Origin of the sequence: Photorhabdus sp. P32, assembly GCF_038085095.1 — a bacterium.
Taxonomy (GTDB): Bacteria; Pseudomonadota; Gammaproteobacteria; order Enterobacterales; family Enterobacteriaceae; genus Photorhabdus; species Photorhabdus luminescens.
Window position 1 is genome coordinate 40,800 of sequence record NZ_JAZGJN010000276.1, and the last position, 22,871, is coordinate 63,670.

A 22,871-nucleotide genomic window follows, 5' to 3' on the forward strand; every position below is an offset into this window, starting at 1 on the left:
ACCTTGAAAAAGGAAGGGGAGTGCAGCATGTCAGGGAAAAGGCTGGTGGCGGGGAAACTATCTACTTTGCGCCAGTCATTGCAAGTCCCTATGGTTAAGCCTGATTGGTTGAATCATAGTTCATTAGGAAATACGCAGCTTGAAGCCGGGAGAGTAAATATTATATGGCGCTTTGCGCCAGCCACTCTTGTTTTACATAAACAGTTGCTGTTCTGTAACAGGTTGACGTCTAAGTTATAGACAAGAGTTCAGACATGAGAGACTGCGCTGGCTGGACACACACAACAAAGTGTGGAAGACCTACTTTTAACCTGTTGTTGACATTCATAGTTAACATTTCTGTTTAGGTGACGAAATGCAGGGTACCCCGCAATGAAGCAGAGTTAAGTTTTAATGAGGCCGCTGCCACAATTTGGGATCGCGAGGCGTTATTGTTGCCACCCGAGATGTAAGCGCCTGCATTGCGCCGGTCATTAATAAGGTAACTTTCTCTCTACGATTGGTTTTTTGTCTGCATTCCCAGGCCTGTACTCCTGCTTGCTGCACTTTAATGCCGATTTCACGATAGATACTATGAGCAGAAGCTATGACCCAGGCTGAACGTAAAGGTAAACCAGCAAGCCCTATCAGGGCAGAGGTATAATAAGATTCCGCTTCCGCAATCAATCGGGATGCCACCCGAGCTAGCGCAGGACGGTTTTCGGTATAAATAAGTGTGTCCGGCATTAACCCTTCTTGGTAAAGCCATTCTAGTGGAAGGTAGCAACGCCCGGCCTTTGCGTCCTCAATAATATCTCGAGCAATATTAGTTAACTGAAAAGCAATTCCTAGATCGCAGGCCCGATCCAGCACACTATCCTCGCGAACCCCCATCACCCTTGCCATCATCAGTCCAACCACGCCCGCGACATGGTAACAATATCTCAGAGTATCATCTAAAGTTCTGCAAGGGTCACCGCGTACATCCATCGCGAATCCTTCCAGATGTTCGAAAGCCTGTTGCTGAGGGATTTCATGATTCAGAGCGACTGTCTGAAAAGCTGCAAAAGCAGGTTCGGTCATCGGTAAACCGTTATAAGCCTGCCTCGTCAGGTGTTGCAGCATTTGAAGTTTCTCGTGGACGTCATACTTATCAACATTGCTTATTCGTCTCCCCAGCTCTTGCCCGTCTATTATATCATCACAATAACGGCACCAGGCGTACAGCATCATTGTGCTGTGCCGTGTTGCCGTATCGAAAAGTCGGGTGACACTGGCAAAGCTTTTTGAGCCTTGCTTCATTATCTGAGTAACGTGTTTAAGTAGCGTGGGATTCATCTGGCGATATCTTCTAACATCAATGTGGCTGTGGTTTTTGCTGATCCAATCACGCCGGGAATACCCGCTCCAGGATGTGTGCCTGCGCCGACGAGGTACAGATTATCAATGCGGCTGTCCCGATTGTGTGGTCGGAACCAGGCGCTTTGTGTCAGCAAGGGTTCAAAGGAGAAGGCCGAACCTAGATGGGCATTTAGCTGGTCACGAAAATCAAATGGGGTAAAGATACGATGAACGACTAACTGCTTGAGCAGACCGGGCATATAGTGCTTTTCCAGATACGCGAAAATACGGTCACGTAAGCGCGGCCCCTCTATATCCCAGTTGAGATTAGCTGTCCCCAAGTGTGGTACAGGGGCCAGAACGTAGTAACTTGCGCATCCCGGAGGAGCAAGGGATGAGTCAGTAACACAGGGGGCATGGAGATAGAGCGAGAAATCCTCCGCCAGTCGGTCATGATAAAAAATATCTTCGATGAGTTCCTTATAGCGTGGACCAAAGCAAACTGTATGATGGGCTAATTGGGCATGGTGGTGGTTCAGACCGAAGTAAAGCACGAATAGTGAATTGCTCATTCGTTTACGCGCCAGTGTTCGGGCGCGGGCCATTCCGACCGGATGCTGATCCAACAAGTGCTTATAGGTGTGAATAACATCGGCATTTGAGGCCACAATGTCACATGTAATATTGCGTCCATCAGTTAATTGTACACCTGTAACCCGATTGTCATGGATGGTGAAGCGTTTTACCTTTGCATTAAGCTCAATTTTTCCACCAATGTCAGTAAATAATTTCACCATTGCTTCAACTAGGGCGCTGGTTCCTCCCCGCGGAAACCAGACCCCCCATTCTCGTTCCAGTGCGTGGATCAAAGTATAGATAGAAGGTGCAACAAAGGGGTTACCTCCTATCAGTAGCGAGTGAAATGAAAATGCCTGGCGCAGATTTTCATCCTTGATAAAGTGCGCCACCTGACTATAAACACTACGCCATGCGTGTAGACGTACCAACTGTGGCGCCGCACTCAGCATATTGCGAAAAGAGAGGAAGGGCACTGTTCCAAGTTTTAGGTAGCCTTCATTAAAGGTTTCCCGGGAATAGTCCAGAAAGCGTCGATACCCGTTAACATCTCTTGGATTGAACGTATGGATTTGCGCTTCCAGATGTTGCTGATCATTGTCGTAATCAAACATCTTGCCGGACTCCCAACAGAGCCGATAAAAAGGGCGTATGGGAAGTAAATCGATGTAATTAGCCATACGTTTACCAGCCTGTGTGAACAATTCTTCAATGGCATTGGGAGCGGTGATTACGGTGGGGCCGGCATCAAAGGTGAACCCCTGTTCCTTATAAACATAAGCGCGTCCGCCCGGCTTGTCCCGTTGTTCCAAAATACATGTCGGAATCCCTGCGGATTGGAGCCTTATTGCCAGCGCCAGCCCACCAAACCCAGCACCAATTACCAGCGCTTTAATCATGATAAAAACCCTGAAGCTTCTTGTGTTGTTTAAACATTGCCTTTAGGGCGCCTTTTATCGGCACCGGTGGTTTACCTATGAGAATCCGGGCTTTATCGACGGCATTAAGTTGCTCTGCATAAAAACGCGCAATCAAATTTGGGGAAAGTTGATAAAAACGCTGCATCATTTTCCAACGTTGTTGCGGCTCTCCAGCCAGGAAGAGCATGCGATTTAGAAGACGGAAAAAGCGCTGGTGTTGCCACTGTTGTCGTGCGTAATCCCTGAGAGTAATGAATAAGGAGGTATCGGTAAGCTCCGGCAGAGCAACAATACGATCTGCTAACCGAACGGCGTGTGGCAGAGAGTAGCCTGTTGTGGGGTGAAACAAAGCTGCGCGTAACCCGCAGGTGGGCTGTCCTGCTAGCTGTGCCCAGAAAGAGGTAAAATCTCCCGTAAGTGTAATCGGGAGACAACCGCTCTCTTCTCGAACTAATTTACCCAGTTTCCAGCCATGCTTCTTCGCGTACTCTGCGATAGTTGCCTGTGACAAAGCCTTATCCGGTGGCTCCCGATCAACGTAATGAGTGTCCTCTATCAGCAGACGAGTTGAGGAAAACGGTAAGACGTAGACAAATCGATAACCTGTATCCTGCCCCACACTGGTGTCCATTAAAATCGGGTGGGTTAAAGAGTGCGATTCTTCCAGTTCCCATTCCTGACCAAAAAATGCCTGGGCGCCACACCCCATAAATGGTCCCGGTCGCCAGCCTCTCCCATCAATGACTGCGTCGGCACTTAGAGACGAGCCGTCCTGTAAGTAAACTTTCTGTGGAGTCAGCTCCTGTACCAATAAACGAGTCTGTATACGCTCGCCTAAATATGCATGGAGTATGCTTGCAAAGTGTTGGGATGTGATACTGAAATATGAATGTGGCAATGTGCGTTGAAATACTGGAAAAATGACGTCGTAACCTGACCAGCGATAGGTGATCAGTGGTGCTATCCACCCATGTTCCGCTTCAGTAAGATCATGTTGATGAAATGACCACGTGTGATTGCCTCCTATTGTTTCTGTGTTTTCAATAATCAACACTCGCAGATGTGGTTTGCACTGCTGAAGACGCATCGCGATCAGTCCGTTAGCGAATCCTCCTCCCACCAAAATCAGATCCCAGTCGTACATCATTTTGTTGATCCTCCGACAGTCACAAAGTTATTAACCTCATCAAGAGCCATATACATCACGGAAATTCGTGTTTATTGAAAGAGATTAAAGATATGCAGTCATAGCGGAAAAACTCATGTTGGTAACAGAACAGCTGTACGCAGCGCAGCAATATCGGCGCTTCCTGTGCAAAAGCAGGCGACTTTTATCTGCTCCCCGCTCAGCAAACCCCGTTCTTACCTGGGTCTCAGTTTGAGGGGAATGGAATATAATATCCAGATGCTCATTTTTATGCTGAGTGTGATCGATATTTTTCATTTTTTTCAGGCCAAGGTTGAAATTAATTAAACATCGCAATATTTTTATCAAACCAGTATCGTATAAAATATTGTGAAGCTAAATTTCTGCGACCCACTACCGCCAAATATTTATCAATGTATCTGATGTGCCTGCGTAAATGTTCATGCACTTTAGATTTTCCGAGCAGTGTAACCATTGTTAACTTCTCCTTATCCTGATACATATCTTTCCCTGTATTATTCTGGTCATCGTTCAAGTCATCCAGTAATTGAAACGCCTGCCCCAAATGTTGTGATACATGACGCAATGCCTGACGAGTTATATCAGGTGCATTCACAGCAATTGCCGCTAACTGAAATGTTGCGTCGAAAAGCAAACCGGTTTTTAAATCGTTGGTGGTCGCAATGGTATGATAATTACCAGTACAGAATGTATTATTCAGATCGCGAAACTGCCCCTGGACAAGACCGTTTAAACCAACTGCATGGGAAAGTATGGCGACAGCAGCGGATTTATCGTATTCAGGAAGGTTTGTTTCTACAATGAGGCCAAAAGCTCGGCTCAGCAAGGCTACAGCCGTTAGGATCGCTACACTTTCACCATACTGCCGATGAATAGCTGGGTGTCCGCGCCGATGCTCAGCATTATCCATACAGGGAAGATCGTCTAAAATTAATGAGGCTGTATGCACTATTTCAATTGCAGATGCCAGCTGTAGAAAGTCAGTCTTCTTGGGGTTTTCTCCAAGATCCAGGATTATGAGCAGCAATAGGAGGGGGCGGATACGTTTTCCAGACACCAGTGTACTTTCTCGCATGGCTGCGCAGATTTTGTCATCCGGGGCTCCTGAAGGAAGTACCAGTTCTAGGTGCTGTTGTAGCGCACTCTGTAGCTCCAGTAATGTCTCTTCGTAATTCATAACGCGTGCAGTATTAACGTTCATAAATATTTCCCGAATCACGTAAATAATTTCACTAATCATTTGAAAAACAATGATAAGTTTATATTGCTGCTACAGGCTTTAGGCTTCCGGCATAACTTCATCTATCCAGCAGTGATGCATTCCCATTGGAATATGGTGCGGCAAACGTAATCTGCACACCATTGAGAGATCATCAGCATTTAAAACCACGATATCTGTACAGTGCAATTTTTCGACATAAACCCTAAAAATAAGCCAACCATCATCTTCTTTAACAGAATCCTCTTTGGCTACAAAAACAGGCTCTTCAGGCAAATCATTATCAAAACTGCGGCTTAATACACTCTTGTTAAAAAAATCAAATTTAATTATTGACTTCTCTTCACTTTCAGAATCCCCCCAGCAAACGAACCAGGCATATCTGTGCTTTCTACCACCGACTATAGGGTTTATGGCTGGGAAATCAGTATTCCCCCTGAATAAAATTTCTTTATCGATATTCCCGGATGCAGTGCATAAAGTAAAACGACAAAGCTCTGAGCTATTATTTTCAAATATATTGTATGTAAATGCTGGGAATGACCTCCAAAATGAGGCATCAAAAATCACATTCCCATTGGCATCTTCATAGCCATTTACGAAGTGAAAAATAAATCCAGGAACTGCATCATAGAATTTCGCATCATGGCATTCTCTTGAAACTAAAAGAATCCTGCTATTTTCACTTTCACGTGAATTCATGGATGCAAGGATGCTTTCATTGCCAATTATATTCCTCAACGTAAGCTTTATATGCGGCCCACCTAAAAAAAATAAAAAGTAATTTTTTGTTACTATGAAATCGTGAATTAAGTACCTTTTCTTAAGCTGAATATTGCGTATCACAGTCAGGTCGCCGGCACTGTCTATTTTGTATAGCGTCAACTTAGATCCAATACCATATGTCACGCCAAATCCATATAAATTATCATCATCTGATATTTTTCTAGGATGTGCTGTAAATGGTGCTTCACAAAGGTTAAGTTTGGGAAGGAAATAAAATCGTGTTCTTAGCTTTCCAGAAAAATCATATTTTGAAATTGTCTCAAGAGTTACCGGATTAATTAAATGTGGCATTCCTCCTTCCCATAACGCCAGAAGTTTATGAGAATGATACACAATATTTGTATTTGCCGTATTTTTAATAATAAAAAATCTCATCCTGAATTTTATTTTTCTGGGGACGGTTCCAACTGAGCGATACAGTAACCTTTGAGCTTTTTCCTCTCTTAAGTATTCCTTTGTTAATACATGTCTGTTTCTATAGAATACCCCATTATCACTGAACGTTACTTTGAATATCATCCCATCCCCATCAAATAGATGATTATAATATTCGTCCCCCCTGTGCAGGCGACCGGGACCAATTCTAAAGAAGGTACCTTTTAACTTTGAAGGAACCTCTCCCTCAATGGGAACTAATTTTGCATCAAGTTCCTCCAACTGAGATTGAAAGGGATTCAGATGGTTTTTCGAGAATATAAAATCGCTCAAGTCTTCACCTCTATATTTCCAACCAAATAATAGGTAATGATTTAATACAGGAGCTCTATAAGAAGATACAGAGATACTAAAGTAACAGTACTGTGCTGGAGATGAACAGAACTATTTTTTTTCAAATGGATTTTTATAACTCAAATCACAAAAAAGAATTTCGCTACTAACTAACACACTTTTGGTGTGATGGTGTACATGTAGAAGAGTGACTGAAATATTAGGAACAATGCCTGATAAACGTGTTTTCAGGCTCGGAATGTGAGAGAGTGCAAGCATGAACTGTCTCCCAAATGTTGGACACTAATCCGTACATAGGGAGGCAGTTTAAAAATGAAAAGTTTATACCCTTCATCTTTCAAGCTGCTGCTTTGTTGGCTGCTTTCACTCACCCCAGTCACATAGTTATCTATGCTCCTGGGGATTCATTCACTTGCCGCCGCGCTGCAACTCGAAATCTATTAGGTATATATCTATTACGAAATATCGATCAACCCAAGATCATTGCTTAATGTCGTACCGCTGATATCGTAGCTGGCAAGTATTTGGCTTCCTTTTTTGTATAAAAAAGCCTTGCGGGCTTCATTATCATTTCCCCATACTACAAATACATGCATAAAAACTATTGAGCCATCAGGAACGCCAAGATCGCCTGGGTCAACAGTATCGGTTAATCCAAGAGTAATATTATTACCTTGTTTACTTAAATGCTTTTCACCGTCGCCATCCATATAACTAAATTGGATTCTAGCAACAAACCCACCTGAATTTTTAAGACTCATTTTGCCAATTTCTTGCAATGTCATCACAGTCTCCTTTTGAGAAAAAACTAATAACATTTAGTTATTCAGATACATAGGCAATTTAAGATGTGTTAGATAAAAAATAGATATTCACAGGTAAAAATAAATAACATATTAAAATCATTAGAGCAAATATTTATTATGTGTATTTTAGCAAAAACAAAAATTATTTTGATAAATACCAGAATAAGCGATTTTATTTCATTAGATATGTAATCTGGTGCCTATTTTTTCTTTATAATATAATCTAATGAGATAGTTATTTTTATACAATAATAACTTTATTATTTTTATTGGTAATAATTTCAATTGTTTTGCATAGTAATTGCGACATAATTACACTGTGAGTAAATAGTTTCGTATTTCTCTAATAATTCATTAGATGTTTTGCCATCCTGATTTTTTCGTAGTCAATTATCTAGTGGGTTTATGACTAAGATTTATCATCTTGGGTGAATGATTTATTAAAGTTTGTATATTCGTATAATAAGTGAAAATGATTTTATCTATACTATAAGATAATTTTTTTGATTTAAAAATAATTCATTGGGTGTTTTGTTCTCCAATATCTTACATGGGATATTATTCAATTTATTTATGACGAATCTCATTTTTTATTTTGTCACCGATGAAAAGTCTGTTCCTATATCTTCTGCCTTTTAATAAGTTATTCCAGTGATTCTTCATAAAGTTGTTGCAAGATTTGGCAGGATGCCGCTGGAGAATTCACTTCAAGCCAGCGGCCTACTTTACAGGATTGACCCAAGATAAATGTGGTAAAAAAACTTCCTTAATGCCTTTTAATATCGGGCTTTTTATCTGAACTTGTATTGATTTGGTCATCCTTTATCGTAAAAATATTGATGGATTTGTGTGTGATTTATTGATTATCAGAACAAATTTCCTTCAATACATTGGCATGATATGCGATATGCTCGCCGATAAAACTGGCGACGAAATAGTAGCTATGATCATAACCAGTGCGCAGGTTCAGCGTGTAGTGATGCCCGCTGTTTTCGCATACATTCATCAACAGCTCAGGACGTAATTGCTCTTCAAGAAATGGGTCGTCGGTACCGATATCAATTAGCATATGCAATGATTTGGCGCTATTGGTTAGCAGCTCGATTGTGTCATAGGATTTCCATGTGTCACGATCTTCGCCCAGATAAGAGCGAAAAGCTTTTTCTCCCCAAGGAACTTGAGAGGGAGCGACAATCGGTGAAAAGGCCGATACGCTGTGGTAACGATCTGGATTGCGTAGTGCGATCATCAGCGCTCCATGACCACCCATAGAATGACCACTGATGGCCCGAGCGGCTGTTACCGGGAAATGTGCTTCGATCAGTGTCGGTAGCTCTGATACCACATAATCATACATGCGATAGTGTGGGGCCCAAGGCTCCTGTGTTGCGTTGAGGTAAAAACCGGCGCCCTGACCCAGATCATAAGCATCGTCATCTGCAACTTTCTCACCACGAGGGCTGGTATCTGGGGCGACAAGGATAATACCCTGTTCGGCGGCGTAGCGTTGAGCTCCCGCTTTAGTGATGAAATTCTGCTCGTTGCATGTTAGTCCTGAGAGCCAGTACAGCACGGGTAATTTCTGATGTTCAGCCTGAGGAGGAAGGTAGACTGCAAAATTCATGGTGCAGCCAAGTACGGCCGATTCATGCTGATAAACATCCTGCCATCCCCCAAAACAAGCGTGGCGTTCAATCCTCTCCATTATTTTTCCTCTCTCTAGTAAAACCTACAGGTTCACTCATTTCCCGGTGAACCTGGGGCTATCGTTTCCTGTTTTGTTAAAAACCACCTATTACAGCATGGTTTTTAACTCCCTCAGAACAGCTTAGTAATGGATGACTGTACGAATAGATTTTCCCTCATGCATCAGATCGAATGCCTCATTAATGCGTTCGAGCGATAAGGTGTGAGTAACAAAAGGTTTTAACTCAATTTCACCTTTCATTGCCTCTTCCACCATTTTAGGCAACTGACTACGGCCTTTGACACCGCCGAAGGCAGTGCCTCGCCACGAACGACCGGTGACCAGTTGGAATGGTCGGGTTGAGATTTCCTGTCCGGCACCAGCCACACCAATAATCACTGATTGCCCCCAGCCGCGGTGTGCGCTTTCGAGCGCGGCACGCATCACATTGACATTACCAATACACTCGAAAGTATGATCTACTCCCCATTCCGTCATCTCTATGATGACTTGTTGGATAGGTTTATCGTAATCATTCGGGTTCAGGCAGTCGGTGGCGCCGAACTGTCTTGCCAGCTCAAATTTTGCCGGATTTGTATCGATGGCAATGATCCTGCCAGCTTTTGCCTGACGAGCGCCTTGGATCACGGCAAGGCCAATGCCGCCGAGCCCAAAGACGGCGACAGAGTCACCAGACTGTACTTTAGCGGTATTGTGCACTGCGCCGATGCCAGTAGTGACACCGCAGCCCAGTAGGCACACTTCTTCATGGTTTGCTTCCGGGTTGATTTTTGCCAGTGATACTTCGGCTACCACTGTGTATTCGCTGAATGTGGAGCAACCCATATAATGATAAATAGGCTGTCCTTTGTAGGAAAAACGGGTTGTACCGTCCGGCATTACGCCTTTCCCTTGAGTTGCCCGCACAGCTACACACAGGTTGGTTTTTCCTGATTTGCAAAACAGGCACTCTCCGCATTCTGCGGTATAAAGAGGGATAACGTGGTCACCGGGTTTGACGCTGGTGACGCCTTCGCCAACTTCAACGACGATGCCAGCGCCTTCATGCCCGAGTATGACAGGAAAAACGCCTTCCGGATCATCCCCTGACAGGGTGAAGGCATCCGTATGACACACGCCGGTATGACTGATTTTGACCAACACTTCACCGGCTTGGGGTGGGGCGACATCGATTTCAACAACTTCAAGGGGGCGGCCCGGTCCGAATGCAACAGCAGCTCTTGATTTCATAAGCTCTCCTTCTGAATAGACAGTGCTACGCGTTTGCGAATACAGATTAAAAAAATCAATCGGGTTGTTCTTTGTAATAGTTTATTAAGAATATGATTTCGCATCTGTAGAAATGGTACAAAAATTTTAACATTAATATGTATTTTTAAAATAGCTTACTAGAGATAATTGGAAAATTATGATTTTTCATGGTTATAGATCTCCTTTCAGGAAAAGGCGGGTTGCGGGGAAATAAATTATTTTTCGCCAGACATTATAAATCCCATAATATCCAACGTAGTTCTACTGGTTGGCAAGGGTATCGGCTAGATAATGAAACTCCCAGGAACTATTCACTGATAAACCGGGATTGTCTGCTGGATGTAGGAGAGGTCTCAATTTTTCAAGAGTTAAATCTCTAGTTTTATCGGGTGTGTCATAATTAAGGAGATAAGGTATGAAATATAATTAACTTGTGAAAAAAGCCCTCATAAATGGAGGGCCATATATATTACGAAACATCGATCAAGCCGAGATCGTTGCTTAATGTCGTGCCACTAATAACATAACTCGCAGTCGATTGACTTCCTTTTTTGTATAAAAAAGTTTGACGAGCTTCATTATCATTTCCCCATACTACAGACACATGCATAAAGATCATTGCTCCGTCAGGAACACCAAGATCACCTGGATCAGCAGTTTTTGTTGCTCCAAGATTAATATCATTACCTTTATTACTTAAATGCTTTTCACCGTCGCCATCCATATAGCTAAATTGGATTCTAGCAATAAATCCACCTGAGTTTTTAAGACTCATCTTTCCAACTTCTTGTAATGCCATAACAGTCTCCTCTTGATATTTTGAGAAAAGTAATAATAACATTTTGTTATTCAACTACATAAGTAGTTCAAGATGTGTTAGAGAAAAAATAAATCTTAACAAGTGAAAATAAGTAACACATTAAAACCATCAGGGCAAATAATTATTATGTGTATTTTAGAGAAAACACAAATTATCTTGATAACCATCGGAATAAGTAATTTTTCAGTTAGATATTTAATGTGTTTGCTGTTTTTTATTTTTAATTCAATGAGATGCTTTTATGTAATGGTATTTTTATTGTTTTGATTGGTAATAATTCTAATTTATAATGTTTAGTGGTTTCGTAATATAATTGCATTGTGGGTAAATAAATTTGTATTCATTTAAATAATTTATTGTAGGGGAATATAAACTAATGATTGACTATGGAAATTTTGAGTTTGGTAAAAATATCATGATCAATAAATTATCCTTGCCAGAGTATGATTCGATAACAGTTATTCTATCTGTTATTTCTGAAAGATAAAAATTAAATAGATTTTTATGATGTATTAGGTAACCATAACTTTGTTCCTCCTCTGAATCTAAAGGAATATATTTCTGGTGAATTAATTGAAGCGGAAATAATAAAAACATTAAAAGAAAGTAAAAGTTAAATCCCTATATTTATCGAAATATTCTAACAACCCAGAATTATTAAAATATCTGGATACTGGTGAGTGAGTTGAATTTTGAGATATTGGTATATTTACCTATTTTGTATTTTCTTTTCCTGTCTGAATTGATTGTTCAATATTCAGCATCAACTAAGTATTGAATTCATTTACTTTTGGGAGCATGATCGCAATTCATTCACCAGTTTAGCTAATAGTTATGACTTCACCCGTAGCACTGCAAACAGCGATATCAAAACTCACCGTCTGGCGTAAAGGCGATAAACGCGCACCACATAAGCCACTGCTGCTGTTGTATGTGTTGTCTGAGTACAAAAAAGGGCATGGGCAACTGTTTAATTACGGTGATGAAATCCACCAACCATTATTACAATTACTCACCGATTTCGGTCCCAGTCGCAAAGAACACTATCCTTCCATGCCTTTTTGGCGTTTACGAAGAGATGGTTTCTGGGAGCTGAAAAATGCAGAACACTGCACTCCGCGCTTGGGAAGTAAGGAACCGCCAAAACGAGAGCTGATTGAGCATCAGGTTGCTGGAGGTTTTGATTCAGCCAGTTTCCAGTTACTGCGTCGTCGGCCTGCGCTTATTGATAAACTGGCACAACAGATCCTTAATGAACATTTCCCGGAAAGCATTCAGGTAAGTCTGGCTGAGAGACTCGGTTTTGATATTAATAAGAAGTTAAATGGCCGTGATCCACGTTTTCGTGATGTGGTTTTACGCGCTTATCACTACCGATGTGCCGTTTGTGGCTATGATTTACGTCTGGATGGCTCACTGGTCGGTCTGGAAGCGGCCCACATCAAATGGAAACAGTTCGGCGGTCCGTGCCTTGTGGAGAATGGTCTGGCACTTTGCACACTTCATCATTCCGCTTTTGACAGAGGTGCAATTGGCATAGATGAGCATCTGAGGATTAAAATCTCTGATGGGGTCAATCGTAGTCCGGTTGTTGAGCAATTGTTCTGGGCCAGAGATGGCGAAAGCCTTTATCTGCCGCGTAATCGTCAGTATTACCCGGCAGATAAATTTATTGAATGGCACCAGACGCAGGTGTTTAAGGCATAAATAAAGAAGTCGATTTGTGTTGTAAATACAATCGTCTAGACATCTTGACGTCTCCCTATAGCGCATGGTTGCGCCAGGGGAAACATTCCGCAAAATAACCCACCTGGCGGTGGGCTATTCAGTCCATTTTTAGTAGGTATCCTCAGGATATTTCGCTTTGAGTTCCGCGAGCCTAGAGGCATCTTTATCATTGAATGAGGTATCGCCAAAAATTGAATTACCCTCAGCATCATCTATTTGAATGACTGTTACGGTAAAAACAGCATCCGCGGGAGCATCAACTGTTCCCCAATCTGAGAATTTGTTTGGCGCCAAATCCCAATCAGCTTTCTCACCTGGCTCAAGGCCACCTGAAATTTGGTAACTGAATGAATCGCTAAACCAAGGTACTTCTCTATCGGGACTGGCAATAACGCCTTTAAAGTAAGCTGTGGAGACAGATTTTGTAGTCCCGTTCTCCACACTTAATGATATGACCGGTTGATCTCTGCCATATTGTTGTTTTTCAAAATAGAACCGAGATCTTGTTACCTTGAAAGCTTTCAGTTGCTCAAGGTTTTTATTTGAGATTTGCTGTTTCTCTTCTAGCTCTTTTATCTCTTGCAGAGCTTGTTCTTTTTCCTTCGCGGCTCGTTCCTTCTTGACTGAATCAGCATAGGTAATCACTTCATCCCCAGTCTTACCTGCCAAGGAATCTTTCATTTTGTCCTCAAGTATGGATGAGTTATCACTTATTCCTCCCTGTATAAGGTCCTGCATACTTATTTGGCTAAATGCGACAATCATAAGAGCATCATCAAACTGAGATCTCTTATCTTCGGGTAAAGATTCTCTAACCTTTTGAATTGATTCTTTCATTGATTCATCATTTGACGCATCAATTTTCGGTTTGTCGCAACCAGACAGAGCTAGCGCCAAAAGAATGGTAATCGCTATTTTTTTCATATCTATCTCCATCCCCAAAAGTTGTCATTCAGATTAATCCTAAGGCCAATCGAGAGCCTTTGGAAAAAGTATAGTTATCCGAACCTATAAGCACCAATCATCTATCCAGCATGGGAGAGGCGGTAGCACCAGAGTAGGATTTATCTTAATCGGAAATGGTAACTCATGTGGTTGTAAGGGGTTTTCCCTGATGTCTTTTCTCCTGTCAGCTTCTGAAACCTTCCTTTTAACATGCTTCCCTTTCAGAGACTTTTAAACCTGTCGGCCATCTATTAAGGTGAGCGTTGTTAGTGATGTTAGTTCTCATAGTTATTTATTTCTCTCATGACGTTCTTGTAGGTGGATGGAAACTGTTTTATCTAGCGCCTCAATAACATCAAAAACGATGCTGTATGCCACCGAAATAGCCCATGAGCATTCTTCGTTCTCGTCGGTGTTAGGTAGATTATTCGTAACCAAAGAAAGAACAGCGCGTGCTTTCTTCAACTGCGCTGACTGCTGGTCGATGTCAGTAAAATCGATAGTCATTATCTGCCTCCTTTTTGGGCTAGTTCTTCGACCAGCCAATAGGCAACATTACCGGTTAATTTGCTAAGCAAGGAGTAAATAGCTTCAAGCTCAGGCTCAGTCATCTCATGCGGGTAACTTTCCAACATTCGGCAAATGATTTCTGCTTGGCATGCTTTCTCAGCCATCTCAGGGAGAGTGGTTTCATGGCTCATGCTTGGTTCCTCCATTTGAAGTGCGATTGCATCTGGTAAGCCGTCCAGAATGGTTATCACTGAATCAACCATGTCCGGCACGTTACCGTCGTCAGTGGTTAGAGCTTTCATCCAGACAGACAGCACCGTCTGCGCTTGCTGTACTCGGCTAATTACTTCCTCAAGGGACATTTGACTATGGGTCATGCTGCTATCTCCTGCACATTGAGGTGACGTGGGTAAGGCCATCTTACTCCGCCTTCTGTAATGCGTTTGCGGTGGTATGTTTGTTGGTGGAAGGAATGATCTGATAGCTGATACCTACTATCAGTCCGCGTTTATTGATGCCATAGCCTTTGATCTGGAAATAGTTACGCATCGCTACCTCCTTTGAAATCATGTGCCTTACGGGCGGTATCTTCGATGATGCTGAGCAGTTCCATTTGAACCATGCGCTCTTCTTCATTGCTCGTCAGAAACTGAGCAGCAGCGGCTAGGCATTCGATTTTGTTCATCGCGTCAACGAGGTCAAGAGAATTATGCATGACGTACCTCCTAGGCGGCAAAGAACAGGATAAAATGAGGCGCCAGCACGCAGTGGCTTTCAGTTCGGTAGAAACCTTAACAGAGACGCAGCAAGGTTTAGTCGTCATGTCAGCGTGTGGCAGGACCAGAAAACGATATTCGAATTTAGGGAAATTTTGGAGTGGGGTAGTAGCCAGCATGGTGGCAGATTCCTTCAAGTAGAAGTGGGTAAGGGTTTCCACCGGATATGCCAATTTCGCTAGTGGTAGCCCGGACAGGGATGGTGCAACCAGCTCTGAAAGTATTGGTAAATATTTCGGCTTCCCCGCTTGAGCCATCATTGTTCTTGAAAGACACTGGTTATATCCAATGTTTGGAAAAAAGGTGAGTCAGACTAATAGCACAAAAAAGATGTTTGGGGCACCATGTGTCGTCTTCTGAGTTGTCAGGATTAACGTCCTGACACCGGATGCCGGAAAACTATAACCATACTTATCAGAGTAGAGCAAGCTCTTTTTTTGGCTCAGATAACATTTCTGGAATTATTCAGGTAAGTTCTGGCATTGCCAACTTACGATAGTTTACTAAGCCCACCGTAATAGCGTAATAGAGCTAGCGTTAAGATCCTAATAGCACAAACGTGGGCTGGATGTGCGAAAACGATTCTGCTCATGTGAGGTGAAATGAGATTAAGGCATAGTTCAATCTCATTGAGGCGAAAGGCTGATGGGTTTCATTACTTGACACTTATGTGAAAAAGTAAGTGAGTACGTGTTTCAACTCACTTGAAATAAGGTAAAATCAGAATGGATTTTACTCCCCCATGCTGCGAAAGCGATTGAAATCACAACCTAACGCGCCTAAGTATCAATACAAAAACATCATTTTAAATGGATTTAGGTAAGCAGATTGTTTTAGATATCACAATAAGACTATTTTTTTAATTACAATCTAAAGTTGCTACCCAATTTTCAAGGCTGCCAATAGGAGGATATGATGCCACTTACACTTTGACTACTAATACTTTTTTTAAATTAAGAGTTGTGTCAGTATACTCTATATCTACTAATTTAAAAATTAAATGTATCATGGTTAATATTGACGAAAGTAATCTTAATATATACTTAAAAGCAATGCAGGATATGAAGGAAGATGACTTCACTAAAAGTGTATTGAAACCCTTATTCGAATCAATGTCGTTTTCCCGAGTTGATTTTGTTGGTGGCCCATATGAGCAAGGTAAAGATCTCATAGCAATCCACGAAATGCCACTAAAAGGGATTAGTATATATGCAATTCAAACAAAAAAAATAGGTGAAGAGTCTAATACTTCTGAAAAGAACGTACTTTCCAATTTAATCGTCCAACTCAGACAATGCTTTACGAAAAAAATAAAACTACATAATGGAGATGAACAACTACCTGACTTAGTATTCTTAGCAACCCCATATCAAGTTAATAACAGATTGCTAAATGAGATACACGAACTATTATTCTTGGATTCTAAAAATGTAGAAATACTTGATGGTCCAAAAGTGATGGATTTAATAAAAAAACACAAGCCATCATTGCTTGAGAATTTAATTTCAATTAGTGATAAATTATATTTGCATGATATAGAACAATTAAACAACATTGAGCTAATATCCGCATTAAATCAAAAAAATTCAATAGATGAATTAAATTGCTATAGTGATTTAGCTTTCTTCATGGGTACTATTGACAGTAATATTTTGCTTGATAGCAGCATTACTGTAAAAAAAGAGAAAGTATTATTATCTAAAAGCTCGTGGGATCTATTTAAGAAAGAAGTTTATTCTCCACTTAAGGACCTTATGGGATTCATCCCTTTAACTCAAACCGCTCAGTGCATTGATAATGTTTTTCGTTCTGAAATAAAAAGATTTAAGTCGGAAGATAATCAAAATACAAAGAAAAATATAGAACAAGTACAACAATTAATTTCAAGCAATACTATTTATATAAAAAGCATCTTAGATGAGATATTATTCTCTATAAATGGAACACGAACTCAAAAAATAGATGAGTTAACATTACATCTGATGAAAGCATGCTACTCTTTAATCAAGGATTGTATTGATTCTTCTTTTTCTCAAGAGAATATTGATGAAATTGCGAGCTTTATCTATCAAAATGATATTGAGGAAATTTCCAAACAGAAAAAGAAAAGTATTTTTCCGGAATTTTTAGACGCAAGTGAAAAAATTAAAACCATAATAAGCCAAAAAAAAGAATTAGTGACATTAGAATCTGAATATGTAGATGAGCCTCTAGTTTCTATATCTTTAGAGTATAATAAAATAGACTCTTGGATTGAAAGGAAATGTAATAATTATAAAAAAGATATTTCTGATATAAATAATCGAAATGACGGAGTGGACATTGTGTTGTTTTTGAGTGAAACACAAAAGACTCTTAATGTTTTAGATGTTTTAATTAATAAGGTAGAAGATAGCAAAAAGTATATAACATTACTAAAAAAACGAAAGACATCTAGTGATGGACTATCCATTTCTCCATTTGAACTTTTTGAAACAAAGCATGATATTGTTGTTTATGGTGGTGCTGGCGCAGGAAAAACGACCACTCTACAGATGTATGTAAAAAAATTATTATTAAATAATTCAATAAAATTTATATATATACCTCTCAATAGATTTATTAATAAAGTTAAAATAATCCTAAATGATGAATATCGTGACTATGATATTTTACTTTCTATTATATTAATTTCTAAGGGAATGGAAGCTACAGATGAAAACATTGTTAATTTAAAAAATTATTTCTCAGATGAAAAAAAATTAAAAATAGTATTGGATGGGCTTGATGAGGCATATGCTAAGTATCCTGGAATTATTAATTCTATAAATGAGTTCAAAATAAAACATACTTCGATACAGATGCTTATATCAAGTCGAGATTGTGTAAGTTATCTTTCAAAAGTTAGTTTTCTTGGGATAACTCTTTTACCTTTTAGTGAGTCACAACTTTATAGATTCATAACATCATGGTTCAAAGAAAAAGATCCAAATCTTGGTCAGCAAGTAATCGAAAGCATTAAGGACAAAGAGCTTTGTGAAATTGTGAAAACACCTCTGCTTGCAACATTATTATGTGACCTTGCGGAAAAAGGAATTGATATACCTTCAAGCGAAAGCGAAATTTTCACAAAACGATTGGAGCTTTTCTGTGGTGTTTATGACACGTATAAAGATATAAAAAGAACCACATTATCTCAAAGCATATTATATAAAGCATCAATTAAAATTGGTTTTTCTTTTCATCAAAGAAACCTTCGCTCAGCAACAAAAGAAGATATAGTAAAGTTTTTGCATAATGATACTAGTTTTAATTATTCAATGAAAACATGTTTAACTGCCGTAGAGGAATTAATTGATCCTTGTAATATTCTTGTTTTTGATAATATATCTGAGACTTTTTCTTTTGGTCATTTAAGATATCAAGAGCATTTGGCATCTTTGGAGTTAATCCAGAATAGATCGATAGAAATCATTCATTATTTAAAAATTGATTGGTGGCGCGGTGCTTTATGTCTTTATGCTCAATCTTGTGAGTTCTATTCATTAATAGATGATTTCACCATTAAATATCACAATATAGAGCCAGCCTTAATCACACTGAGAGAAATGGCAAAGTTTCGCCCACAAAAAGAAAAAAATAATATAAATTATCTTCTCCAAAAGTATGAAGAAACTGACGATAGTTTTTTATATAAGAATGATTGGGATATAGATTATTATTGATAATAATTTAGCATTCAATTTATCCGAAAAAGAATATAGTTAAAAGCCATCTACTATTCAGATGGCTACCCTTCCTTAGTTTCCTTGATCACTGGAAAAACTAATTATCTTACTCAGTGAAGATATTGTAGTACTTTACTCCACCATTTTTTGTTTGTGGCTGGATGCACATATTCCCCTTCAAAATCACTTACAGTAACAAGGTAAAACTTATACTGGTGTTCTATGCTTATCTTCTTTGGTTTGGCTAACCTATGAGTTAGCCAAATCAGAGAAACTAAAAGTACCTTTCCTGCCAGAAAAAGCATTTTTATTCAGATTACTTCCTGCCTATTAAAAAATTACTGGTAAAACTATTCATTCTGTGAAAGCTTGATATTTCTGGCTTCAATCAGAATATGGACAGTTGTGAACACTTTTTCAGATTTTCTTTGGATGGGGCAGATTTGAAAAAAATTATTCTTCTGGCTGGTCGTTCCTTGTCAATTTTGGCATCCATTCATTTGTAGTTTCGACATTCAAACTCATATTACTGCGAATGCCCTGTTTATTTTTCTTGCCTAAATAGTGCAAGTTATACTCTGCCAATGCGCCCAATATATCCATACCAAATCGGGTAATGGAAATAGGTTTATTCAAGTTATTGCTCTTCATATTAAGTAAAATAGGAATGATAGAGATATTTACGAGGATTAAACGGCATAATTTCCGTATTGCCAATTAATATCCTCTCCTCTTCATAAAAAGCAACCAGATAACCGCAAAAATCCACTAATAAATCTGTACCACGCTTAATGTCCAATGCCTCTTCGGATTTTTATTGTTCTGCCAATAGTTGTCTCGTTTCTTGCTGATCAACAAATCGATGAAGCAAATACCGAATAATCACGGGTAATTCAGTTGTTATTTTATCACGCAGAAACGGAGTACGTTCATGTTCTGATACAACCTCAGAAAAGTTGAAAATTACCCTTCTCCGAGATACTCCGCCACTATGATCACTGAAACTTATTGCATTGTTGTTTACAGTCAGAACTACTGCCGAAATACGGGTTGAATAGGATTGTTTATGCTTCGGATCGATAGAAACTTCATCCCTGTCCATAATCGTCTTAATGCCAGAACCACCTCTTACCATGACGGGTTTGGTCTGGCAGAATAATCAATATGCTCCACAATCACCGCTCGTTACCTCAGATTTTCCAATGCAGCCATACACGCGGAAACGATATTGCTTTTGCCTGCCGGCATAGAGTAGATTTCAGTAAAGATGTTTTTACCGTTGCCTCCGGTTCCTGTCACTTCCAGAAAAAGCTGCCAGTCTAACGGTTTGCCAGCACTGTTTTGTTGTTAGTAATCGTTCCAGTCAATTTTAATGGCATCCGGTGGCAATGTTACCTACTCTTTGCGTATCTGAAAACTTGATTACATGCCTGCCTGATCTTTTTCAACTTATCGAGAATGCCGCGTTGTTCCATTTTACGCAGGACTGTGAGCATGTCTAAAGGTTTGATATCGGTGATGGCGTGTTTGCCAATGAAAGGAAAAATATCTTTTGTGAAGCCTTCTAAAAGGTCTTCTGCATATCCCTTTGACCAGTTAGGGAGCTTGTAGGCGTGCCATTCAAGGGCAATTTTCTCAAAGCTGTTATTTACGATGAGAGCCTTTTCCCTTTTTTCCTGCCTTTTGACCAGCCCCGGATCATCGCCATTTGCCAATATTTTCTTGGCGTCTTCTCTTTTGTTTCTGGCTTCTGCCAAAGTTACGGTGGGATAAGTACCAAATGCCAATCGCTTTTCTTTACCCGCAAAACGATATTTTAACCGCCAACATTTGGAGCCATTCGGGAAAATTTCTAAGTACATGCCCCCACCATCGGAGAGTTTGTACGATTTGTCTTTGGGCTTAGCGGTGTCTATCTGTCTGGCTGTCAACTTCATTTGGGGGCATCTATTTTGATTGAACCTAACAATGCCCCGATTATGCCCCCAAAGATCTGTAGATTTCAACATACCCTAGTAGACATCGATAGATTGTAGTTTCTTGGTTTTCTTTGTTTTTTAAGGGATTTGTAGACTTTAGAAGACGTTTGGAGACTTTATGATGGCACGCCCTACAGGATTCGAACCTGTGACCTACGGCTTAGAAGGCCGTTGCTCTATCCAGCTGAGCTAAGGGCGCATCTTGAGAGATGAGCTGCATCAGTAATGCTCTGATGCGGGGAGAGATTATACGGTGACAACTCCTTGAGTCAATGGCTTTTCTGCTTATAGATCTTCATCTGGCTATTTTCTGATTATCAATAAAACTGACATCACGTTCATGTTCTGACAAAATAGGCTGTATCCCAATGTTTGATTTATGGATTTATTCGTACATGCCAGCAAAAATTATTGACGGGAAAACGATTGCGCAGACAATCAGAAGTGAAGTCGCAGTGCGTGTTCAGCAACGTGTTGCTGCGGGAAGACGCGCTCCTGGTCTTGCCGTTGTGTTAGTCGGCGAAAACCCTGCTTCTCAAATTTATGTCGCAAGCAAACGCCGTGCCTGTGAGGAAGTCGGGTTTGTTTCCCGTTCCTATGACCTGCCAGATACCACCAGCGAAGCAGAGTTGTTGAATCTTATCGATCAACTCAATAACGATTCAGAAATTGATGGAATTTTGGTTCAGCTCCCTTTACCTGCCGGTATTGATAACGTCAAAGTTCTGGAACGTATCCAGCCTGATAAGGATGTTGATGGTTTCCATCCCTATAATATTGGTCGTTTGTGTCAACGTGCTCCAAAGCTGCGTCCCTGTACTCCGCGCGGTATCGCAACGTTGCTTGAGCGTTGTGGAATCAACACTTATGGGCTGAATGCGGTCATTATCGGCGCTTCAAATATTGTTGGTCGTCCAATGAGCCTGGAGTTGTTATTGGCTGGTTGTACCACTACGGTGACTCATCGCTTTACCAAAGACTTACGTCATCATGTGGAGCATGCAGATTTACTCATTGTGGCGGTCGGTAAACCGAACTTTATTCCCGGTGAGTGGATTAAACCCGGCGCTATTGTTATTGATGTAGGAATTAATCGTTTGGAAGATGGCAAAGTCATCGGCGATGTTGATTTTGAAACTGCATCCGAACGTGCAAGTTGGATCTCTCCGGTTCCAGGGGGGGTTGGCCCGATGACAGTCGCGACACTTATCCAGAATACCTTGCAAGCCTGCGAGGAATACCACGATGTGGAAAAAATTGAAGGTTGTTGATGGAAATTTTTTATTTAGAAGGCCACCCTCATGTGGCGTTGTGTGATCTGTTGAAGTTTCAAGGGTGGAGTGAAAGCGGCGCTAGCGCTAAAGCGGTTATCGCTGAAGGTCTGGTTGAAGTCAATAATCAGATAGAAACCCGTAAACGTTATAAAGTTATAGCCGGGCAGGTTATTACTTTTCATGGTAAATCTGTCCACATTAAAGAATGATTAAAGCGGGCTCCCTTAAAAATGAAGGGAGCCGTAGATTGCGGGTAAAGTCCTGGCTTTTTGGTTGGGACTAACCGAAAGAGTGTTTAATCGGTATGTCTGGGCAATGAGTAAAGCGCGGGCAAAAAGGAGAAGGTAGAACATATTCTCGGATGTTAAATAACATCGTGGTTATCGTTGATAGATATTAAACTTGATTTAACTGAGTGCCTTATAAGCTGAATGGTTTTGGGTAAATCCGACAAGTTTTTGCTATCAGTTGACCGAAGTATCTGTAGTTAAAAGATATCTCAATGTAAAATAACAAAAGTATAAACGTTTTATCGCCCTTTTAATATCTATACCCTTCATCTTTCAAGCTGCTGCTTTGTTGGCTGCTTTCACTCACCCCAGTCACATAGTTATCTATGCTCCTGGGGATTCGTTCACTTGCCGCCGCG

At 40.5% G+C, this 22,871-nt stretch carries 20 protein-coding genes, 1 tRNA gene and 2 pseudogenes; 6 read left to right on the forward strand and 17 right to left on the reverse strand.

Features of this window, described 5'->3' with window-relative positions; genetic code table 11:
- The first annotated feature begins 27 nt into the window (after positions 1 to 27).
- Complete coding sequence (locus tag V2H77_RS15205) at positions 28 to 240, forward strand: hypothetical protein (protein WP_341499467.1); 213 nt, start codon at positions 28 to 30, stop codon at positions 238 to 240.
- A 150-nt stretch (positions 241 to 390) separates the two neighbouring features.
- Here the strand turns inward: V2H77_RS15205 and crtB are convergent, their stop codons facing one another.
- The 9 genes from crtB to V2H77_RS15250 form a co-directional block, all read right to left on the reverse strand.
- Positions 391 to 1,317, reverse strand: coding sequence for a 15-cis-phytoene synthase CrtB (gene crtB / locus V2H77_RS15210; RefSeq protein WP_341499468.1), 927 nt, complete (start codon positions 1,315 to 1,317; stop codon positions 391 to 393).
- Positions 1,314 to 2,795, reverse strand: coding sequence for a phytoene desaturase (locus V2H77_RS15215; protein ID WP_341499469.1), 1,482 nt, complete (start codon positions 2,793 to 2,795; stop codon positions 1,314 to 1,316). Before V2H77_RS15215 ends, crtB begins: the two co-directional genes overlap by 4 nt.
- Complete coding sequence (crtY, locus tag V2H77_RS15220) at positions 2,788 to 3,963, reverse strand: lycopene beta-cyclase CrtY (RefSeq protein WP_341499470.1); 1,176 nt, start codon at positions 3,961 to 3,963, stop codon at positions 2,788 to 2,790. The genes V2H77_RS15215 and crtY overlap by 8 nt, the downstream gene beginning before the upstream one ends.
- 319 nt (positions 3,964 to 4,282) lie before the next feature.
- Positions 4,283 to 5,185: a polyprenyl synthetase family protein gene (locus V2H77_RS15225; RefSeq protein WP_341499471.1), complete on the reverse strand. Its 903-nt coding sequence runs from the start codon at positions 5,183 to 5,185 to the stop codon at positions 4,283 to 4,285.
- Between the two features lie 78 nt (positions 5,186 to 5,263).
- Complete coding sequence (locus tag V2H77_RS15230; protein ID WP_341499472.1) at positions 5,264 to 6,697, reverse strand: carotenoid oxygenase family protein; 1,434 nt, start codon at positions 6,695 to 6,697, stop codon at positions 5,264 to 5,266.
- A gap of 476 nt (positions 6,698 to 7,173) precedes the next feature.
- Positions 7,174 to 7,503, reverse strand: a complete 330-nt coding sequence (locus tag V2H77_RS15235; RefSeq protein WP_049582936.1) for a hypothetical protein — start codon at positions 7,501 to 7,503, stop codon at positions 7,174 to 7,176.
- 877 nt (positions 7,504 to 8,380) lie between these two features.
- On the reverse strand, positions 8,381 to 9,229 hold the full coding sequence (gene fghA, locus V2H77_RS15240; RefSeq protein ID WP_341499473.1) for an S-formylglutathione hydrolase: 849 nt from the start codon (positions 9,227 to 9,229) through the stop codon (positions 8,381 to 8,383).
- Between the two features lie 123 nt (positions 9,230 to 9,352).
- Positions 9,353 to 10,462: an S-(hydroxymethyl)glutathione dehydrogenase/class III alcohol dehydrogenase gene (locus V2H77_RS15245; RefSeq protein ID WP_341499474.1), complete on the reverse strand. Its 1,110-nt coding sequence runs from the start codon at positions 10,460 to 10,462 to the stop codon at positions 9,353 to 9,355.
- A 490-nt stretch (positions 10,463 to 10,952) separates the two neighbouring features.
- A complete protein-coding gene (locus V2H77_RS15250; RefSeq protein WP_341499475.1) occupies positions 10,953 to 11,282 on the reverse strand; it encodes a hypothetical protein in 330 nt (109 codons plus the stop codon).
- Between the two features lie 855 nt (positions 11,283 to 12,137).
- Between V2H77_RS15250 and V2H77_RS15255 the strand changes: the two genes are divergently transcribed.
- On the forward strand, positions 12,138 to 13,010 hold the full coding sequence (locus V2H77_RS15255) for a phosphorothioated DNA-binding restriction endonuclease (RefSeq protein WP_341499476.1): 873 nt from the start codon (positions 12,138 to 12,140) through the stop codon (positions 13,008 to 13,010).
- 129 nt (positions 13,011 to 13,139) lie between these two features.
- On the opposite strand, the gene V2H77_RS15260 is transcribed toward V2H77_RS15255, so the two are convergent.
- The 5 genes from V2H77_RS15260 to V2H77_RS15280 form a co-directional block, all read right to left on the reverse strand.
- The gene (locus V2H77_RS15260; RefSeq protein ID WP_341499477.1) at positions 13,140 to 13,955 is read right to left on the reverse strand and encodes a DUF6694 family lipoprotein; all 816 of its coding nucleotides are present in this window, start codon (positions 13,953 to 13,955) and stop codon (positions 13,140 to 13,142) included.
- 309 nt (positions 13,956 to 14,264) lie between these two features.
- A complete protein-coding gene (locus V2H77_RS15265; protein ID WP_341499478.1) occupies positions 14,265 to 14,483 on the reverse strand; it encodes a hypothetical protein in 219 nt (72 codons plus the stop codon).
- Complete coding sequence (locus tag V2H77_RS15270) at positions 14,483 to 14,863, reverse strand: hypothetical protein (protein WP_341499479.1); 381 nt, start codon at positions 14,861 to 14,863, stop codon at positions 14,483 to 14,485. The genes V2H77_RS15265 and V2H77_RS15270 overlap by 1 nt, the downstream gene beginning before the upstream one ends.
- Before the next feature lie 43 nt (positions 14,864 to 14,906).
- Positions 14,907 to 15,035 (reverse strand): hypothetical protein, encoded by a 129-nt coding sequence (locus V2H77_RS15275; protein ID WP_341499480.1) that lies wholly within the window; start codon positions 15,033 to 15,035, stop codon positions 14,907 to 14,909.
- Positions 15,028 to 15,201 (reverse strand): hypothetical protein, encoded by a 174-nt coding sequence (locus V2H77_RS15280; RefSeq protein WP_265379414.1) that lies wholly within the window; start codon positions 15,199 to 15,201, stop codon positions 15,028 to 15,030. The genes V2H77_RS15275 and V2H77_RS15280 overlap by 8 nt, the downstream gene beginning before the upstream one ends.
- Here V2H77_RS15280 and V2H77_RS15285 point away from each other — a divergent pair.
- The gene (locus V2H77_RS15285) at positions 15,200 to 15,403 is read left to right on the forward strand and encodes a hypothetical protein (protein WP_341499481.1); all 204 of its coding nucleotides are present in this window, start codon (positions 15,200 to 15,202) and stop codon (positions 15,401 to 15,403) included. The genes V2H77_RS15280 and V2H77_RS15285 overlap by 2 nt on opposite strands.
- A gap of 920 nt (positions 15,404 to 16,323) precedes the next feature.
- Positions 16,324 to 18,966 (forward strand): NACHT domain-containing protein, encoded by a 2,643-nt coding sequence (locus tag V2H77_RS15290; RefSeq protein ID WP_341499482.1) that lies wholly within the window; start codon positions 16,324 to 16,326, stop codon positions 18,964 to 18,966.
- A 456-nt stretch (positions 18,967 to 19,422) separates the two neighbouring features.
- Here V2H77_RS15290 and V2H77_RS15295 read toward each other — a convergent pair.
- The 3 genes and pseudogenes from V2H77_RS15295 to V2H77_RS15305 form a co-directional block, all read right to left on the reverse strand.
- Positions 19,423 to 20,289 (reverse strand): annotated as a pseudogene (locus tag V2H77_RS15295) (DUF5906 domain-containing protein); the annotation flags it as partial.
- A gap of 83 nt (positions 20,290 to 20,372) precedes the next feature.
- Positions 20,373 to 20,906 (reverse strand): annotated as a pseudogene (locus V2H77_RS15300) (tyrosine-type recombinase/integrase); the annotation flags it as partial.
- A 164-nt stretch (positions 20,907 to 21,070) separates the two neighbouring features.
- Positions 21,071 to 21,147, reverse strand: a tRNA-Arg gene (locus V2H77_RS15305).
- Between the two features lie 196 nt (positions 21,148 to 21,343).
- Here V2H77_RS15305 and folD point away from each other — a divergent pair.
- Positions 21,344 to 22,219 (forward strand): bifunctional methylenetetrahydrofolate dehydrogenase/methenyltetrahydrofolate cyclohydrolase FolD, encoded by an 876-nt coding sequence (gene folD, locus V2H77_RS15310; protein WP_113043821.1) that lies wholly within the window; start codon positions 21,344 to 21,346, stop codon positions 22,217 to 22,219.
- Positions 22,219 to 22,431 carry a ribosome-associated protein YbcJ gene (gene ybcJ, locus V2H77_RS15315; RefSeq protein WP_341499483.1) on the forward strand — a complete coding sequence of 71 codons (213 nt, stop codon included), beginning with the start codon at positions 22,219 to 22,221 and terminating at the stop codon, positions 22,429 to 22,431. The genes folD and ybcJ overlap by 1 nt, the downstream gene beginning before the upstream one ends.
- Positions 22,432 to 22,871 lie beyond the last annotated feature (440 nt).

What these genes read in the sequence shown, in the direction of transcription:
- V2H77_RS15205 (WP_341499467.1), top strand. Translation starts at nt 28, where the DNA reads ATGTCAGGGAAAAGGCTGGTGGCGGGGAAACTATCTACTTTGCGCCAG.
- crtB (WP_341499468.1), bottom strand. Translation starts at nt 1,317, where the DNA reads ATGAATCCCACGCTACTTAAACACGTTACTCAGATAATGAAGCAAGGC.
- V2H77_RS15215 (WP_341499469.1), bottom strand. Translation starts at nt 2,795, where the DNA reads ATGATTAAAGCGCTGGTAATTGGTGCTGGGTTTGGTGGGCTGGCGCTG.
- crtY (WP_341499470.1), bottom strand. Translation starts at nt 3,963, where the DNA reads ATGATGTACGACTGGGATCTGATTTTGGTGGGAGGAGGATTCGCTAAC.
- V2H77_RS15225 (WP_341499471.1), bottom strand. Translation starts at nt 5,185, where the DNA reads ATGAACGTTAATACTGCACGCGTTATGAATTACGAAGAGACATTACTG.
- V2H77_RS15235 (WP_049582936.1), bottom strand. Translation starts at nt 7,503, where the DNA reads ATGACATTGCAAGAAATTGGCAAAATGAGTCTTAAAAATTCAGGTGGG.
- fghA (WP_341499473.1), bottom strand. Translation starts at nt 9,229, where the DNA reads ATGGAGAGGATTGAACGCCACGCTTGTTTTGGGGGATGGCAGGATGTT.
- V2H77_RS15245 (WP_341499474.1), bottom strand. Translation starts at nt 10,462, where the DNA reads ATGAAATCAAGAGCTGCTGTTGCATTCGGACCGGGCCGCCCCCTTGAA.
- V2H77_RS15250 (WP_341499475.1), bottom strand. Translation starts at nt 11,282, where the DNA reads ATGGCATTACAAGAAGTTGGAAAGATGAGTCTTAAAAACTCAGGTGGA.
- V2H77_RS15255 (WP_341499476.1), top strand. Translation starts at nt 12,138, where the DNA reads ATGACTTCACCCGTAGCACTGCAAACAGCGATATCAAAACTCACCGTC.
- V2H77_RS15260 (WP_341499477.1), bottom strand. Translation starts at nt 13,955, where the DNA reads ATGAAAAAAATAGCGATTACCATTCTTTTGGCGCTAGCTCTGTCTGGT.
- V2H77_RS15265 (WP_341499478.1), bottom strand. Translation starts at nt 14,483, where the DNA reads ATGACTATCGATTTTACTGACATCGACCAGCAGTCAGCGCAGTTGAAG.
- V2H77_RS15270 (WP_341499479.1), bottom strand. Translation starts at nt 14,863, where the DNA reads ATGACCCATAGTCAAATGTCCCTTGAGGAAGTAATTAGCCGAGTACAG.
- V2H77_RS15275 (WP_341499480.1), bottom strand. Translation starts at nt 15,035, where the DNA reads ATGCGTAACTATTTCCAGATCAAAGGCTATGGCATCAATAAACGCGGA.
- V2H77_RS15285 (WP_341499481.1), top strand. Translation starts at nt 15,200, where the DNA reads ATGACGTACCTCCTAGGCGGCAAAGAACAGGATAAAATGAGGCGCCAG.
- V2H77_RS15280 (WP_265379414.1), bottom strand. Translation starts at nt 15,201, where the DNA reads ATGCATAATTCTCTTGACCTCGTTGACGCGATGAACAAAATCGAATGC.
- V2H77_RS15290 (WP_341499482.1), top strand. Translation starts at nt 16,324, where the DNA reads ATGAAGGAAGATGACTTCACTAAAAGTGTATTGAAACCCTTATTCGAA.
- folD (WP_113043821.1), top strand. Translation starts at nt 21,344, where the DNA reads ATGCCAGCAAAAATTATTGACGGGAAAACGATTGCGCAGACAATCAGA.
- ybcJ (WP_341499483.1), top strand. Translation starts at nt 22,219, where the DNA reads ATGGAAATTTTTTATTTAGAAGGCCACCCTCATGTGGCGTTGTGTGAT.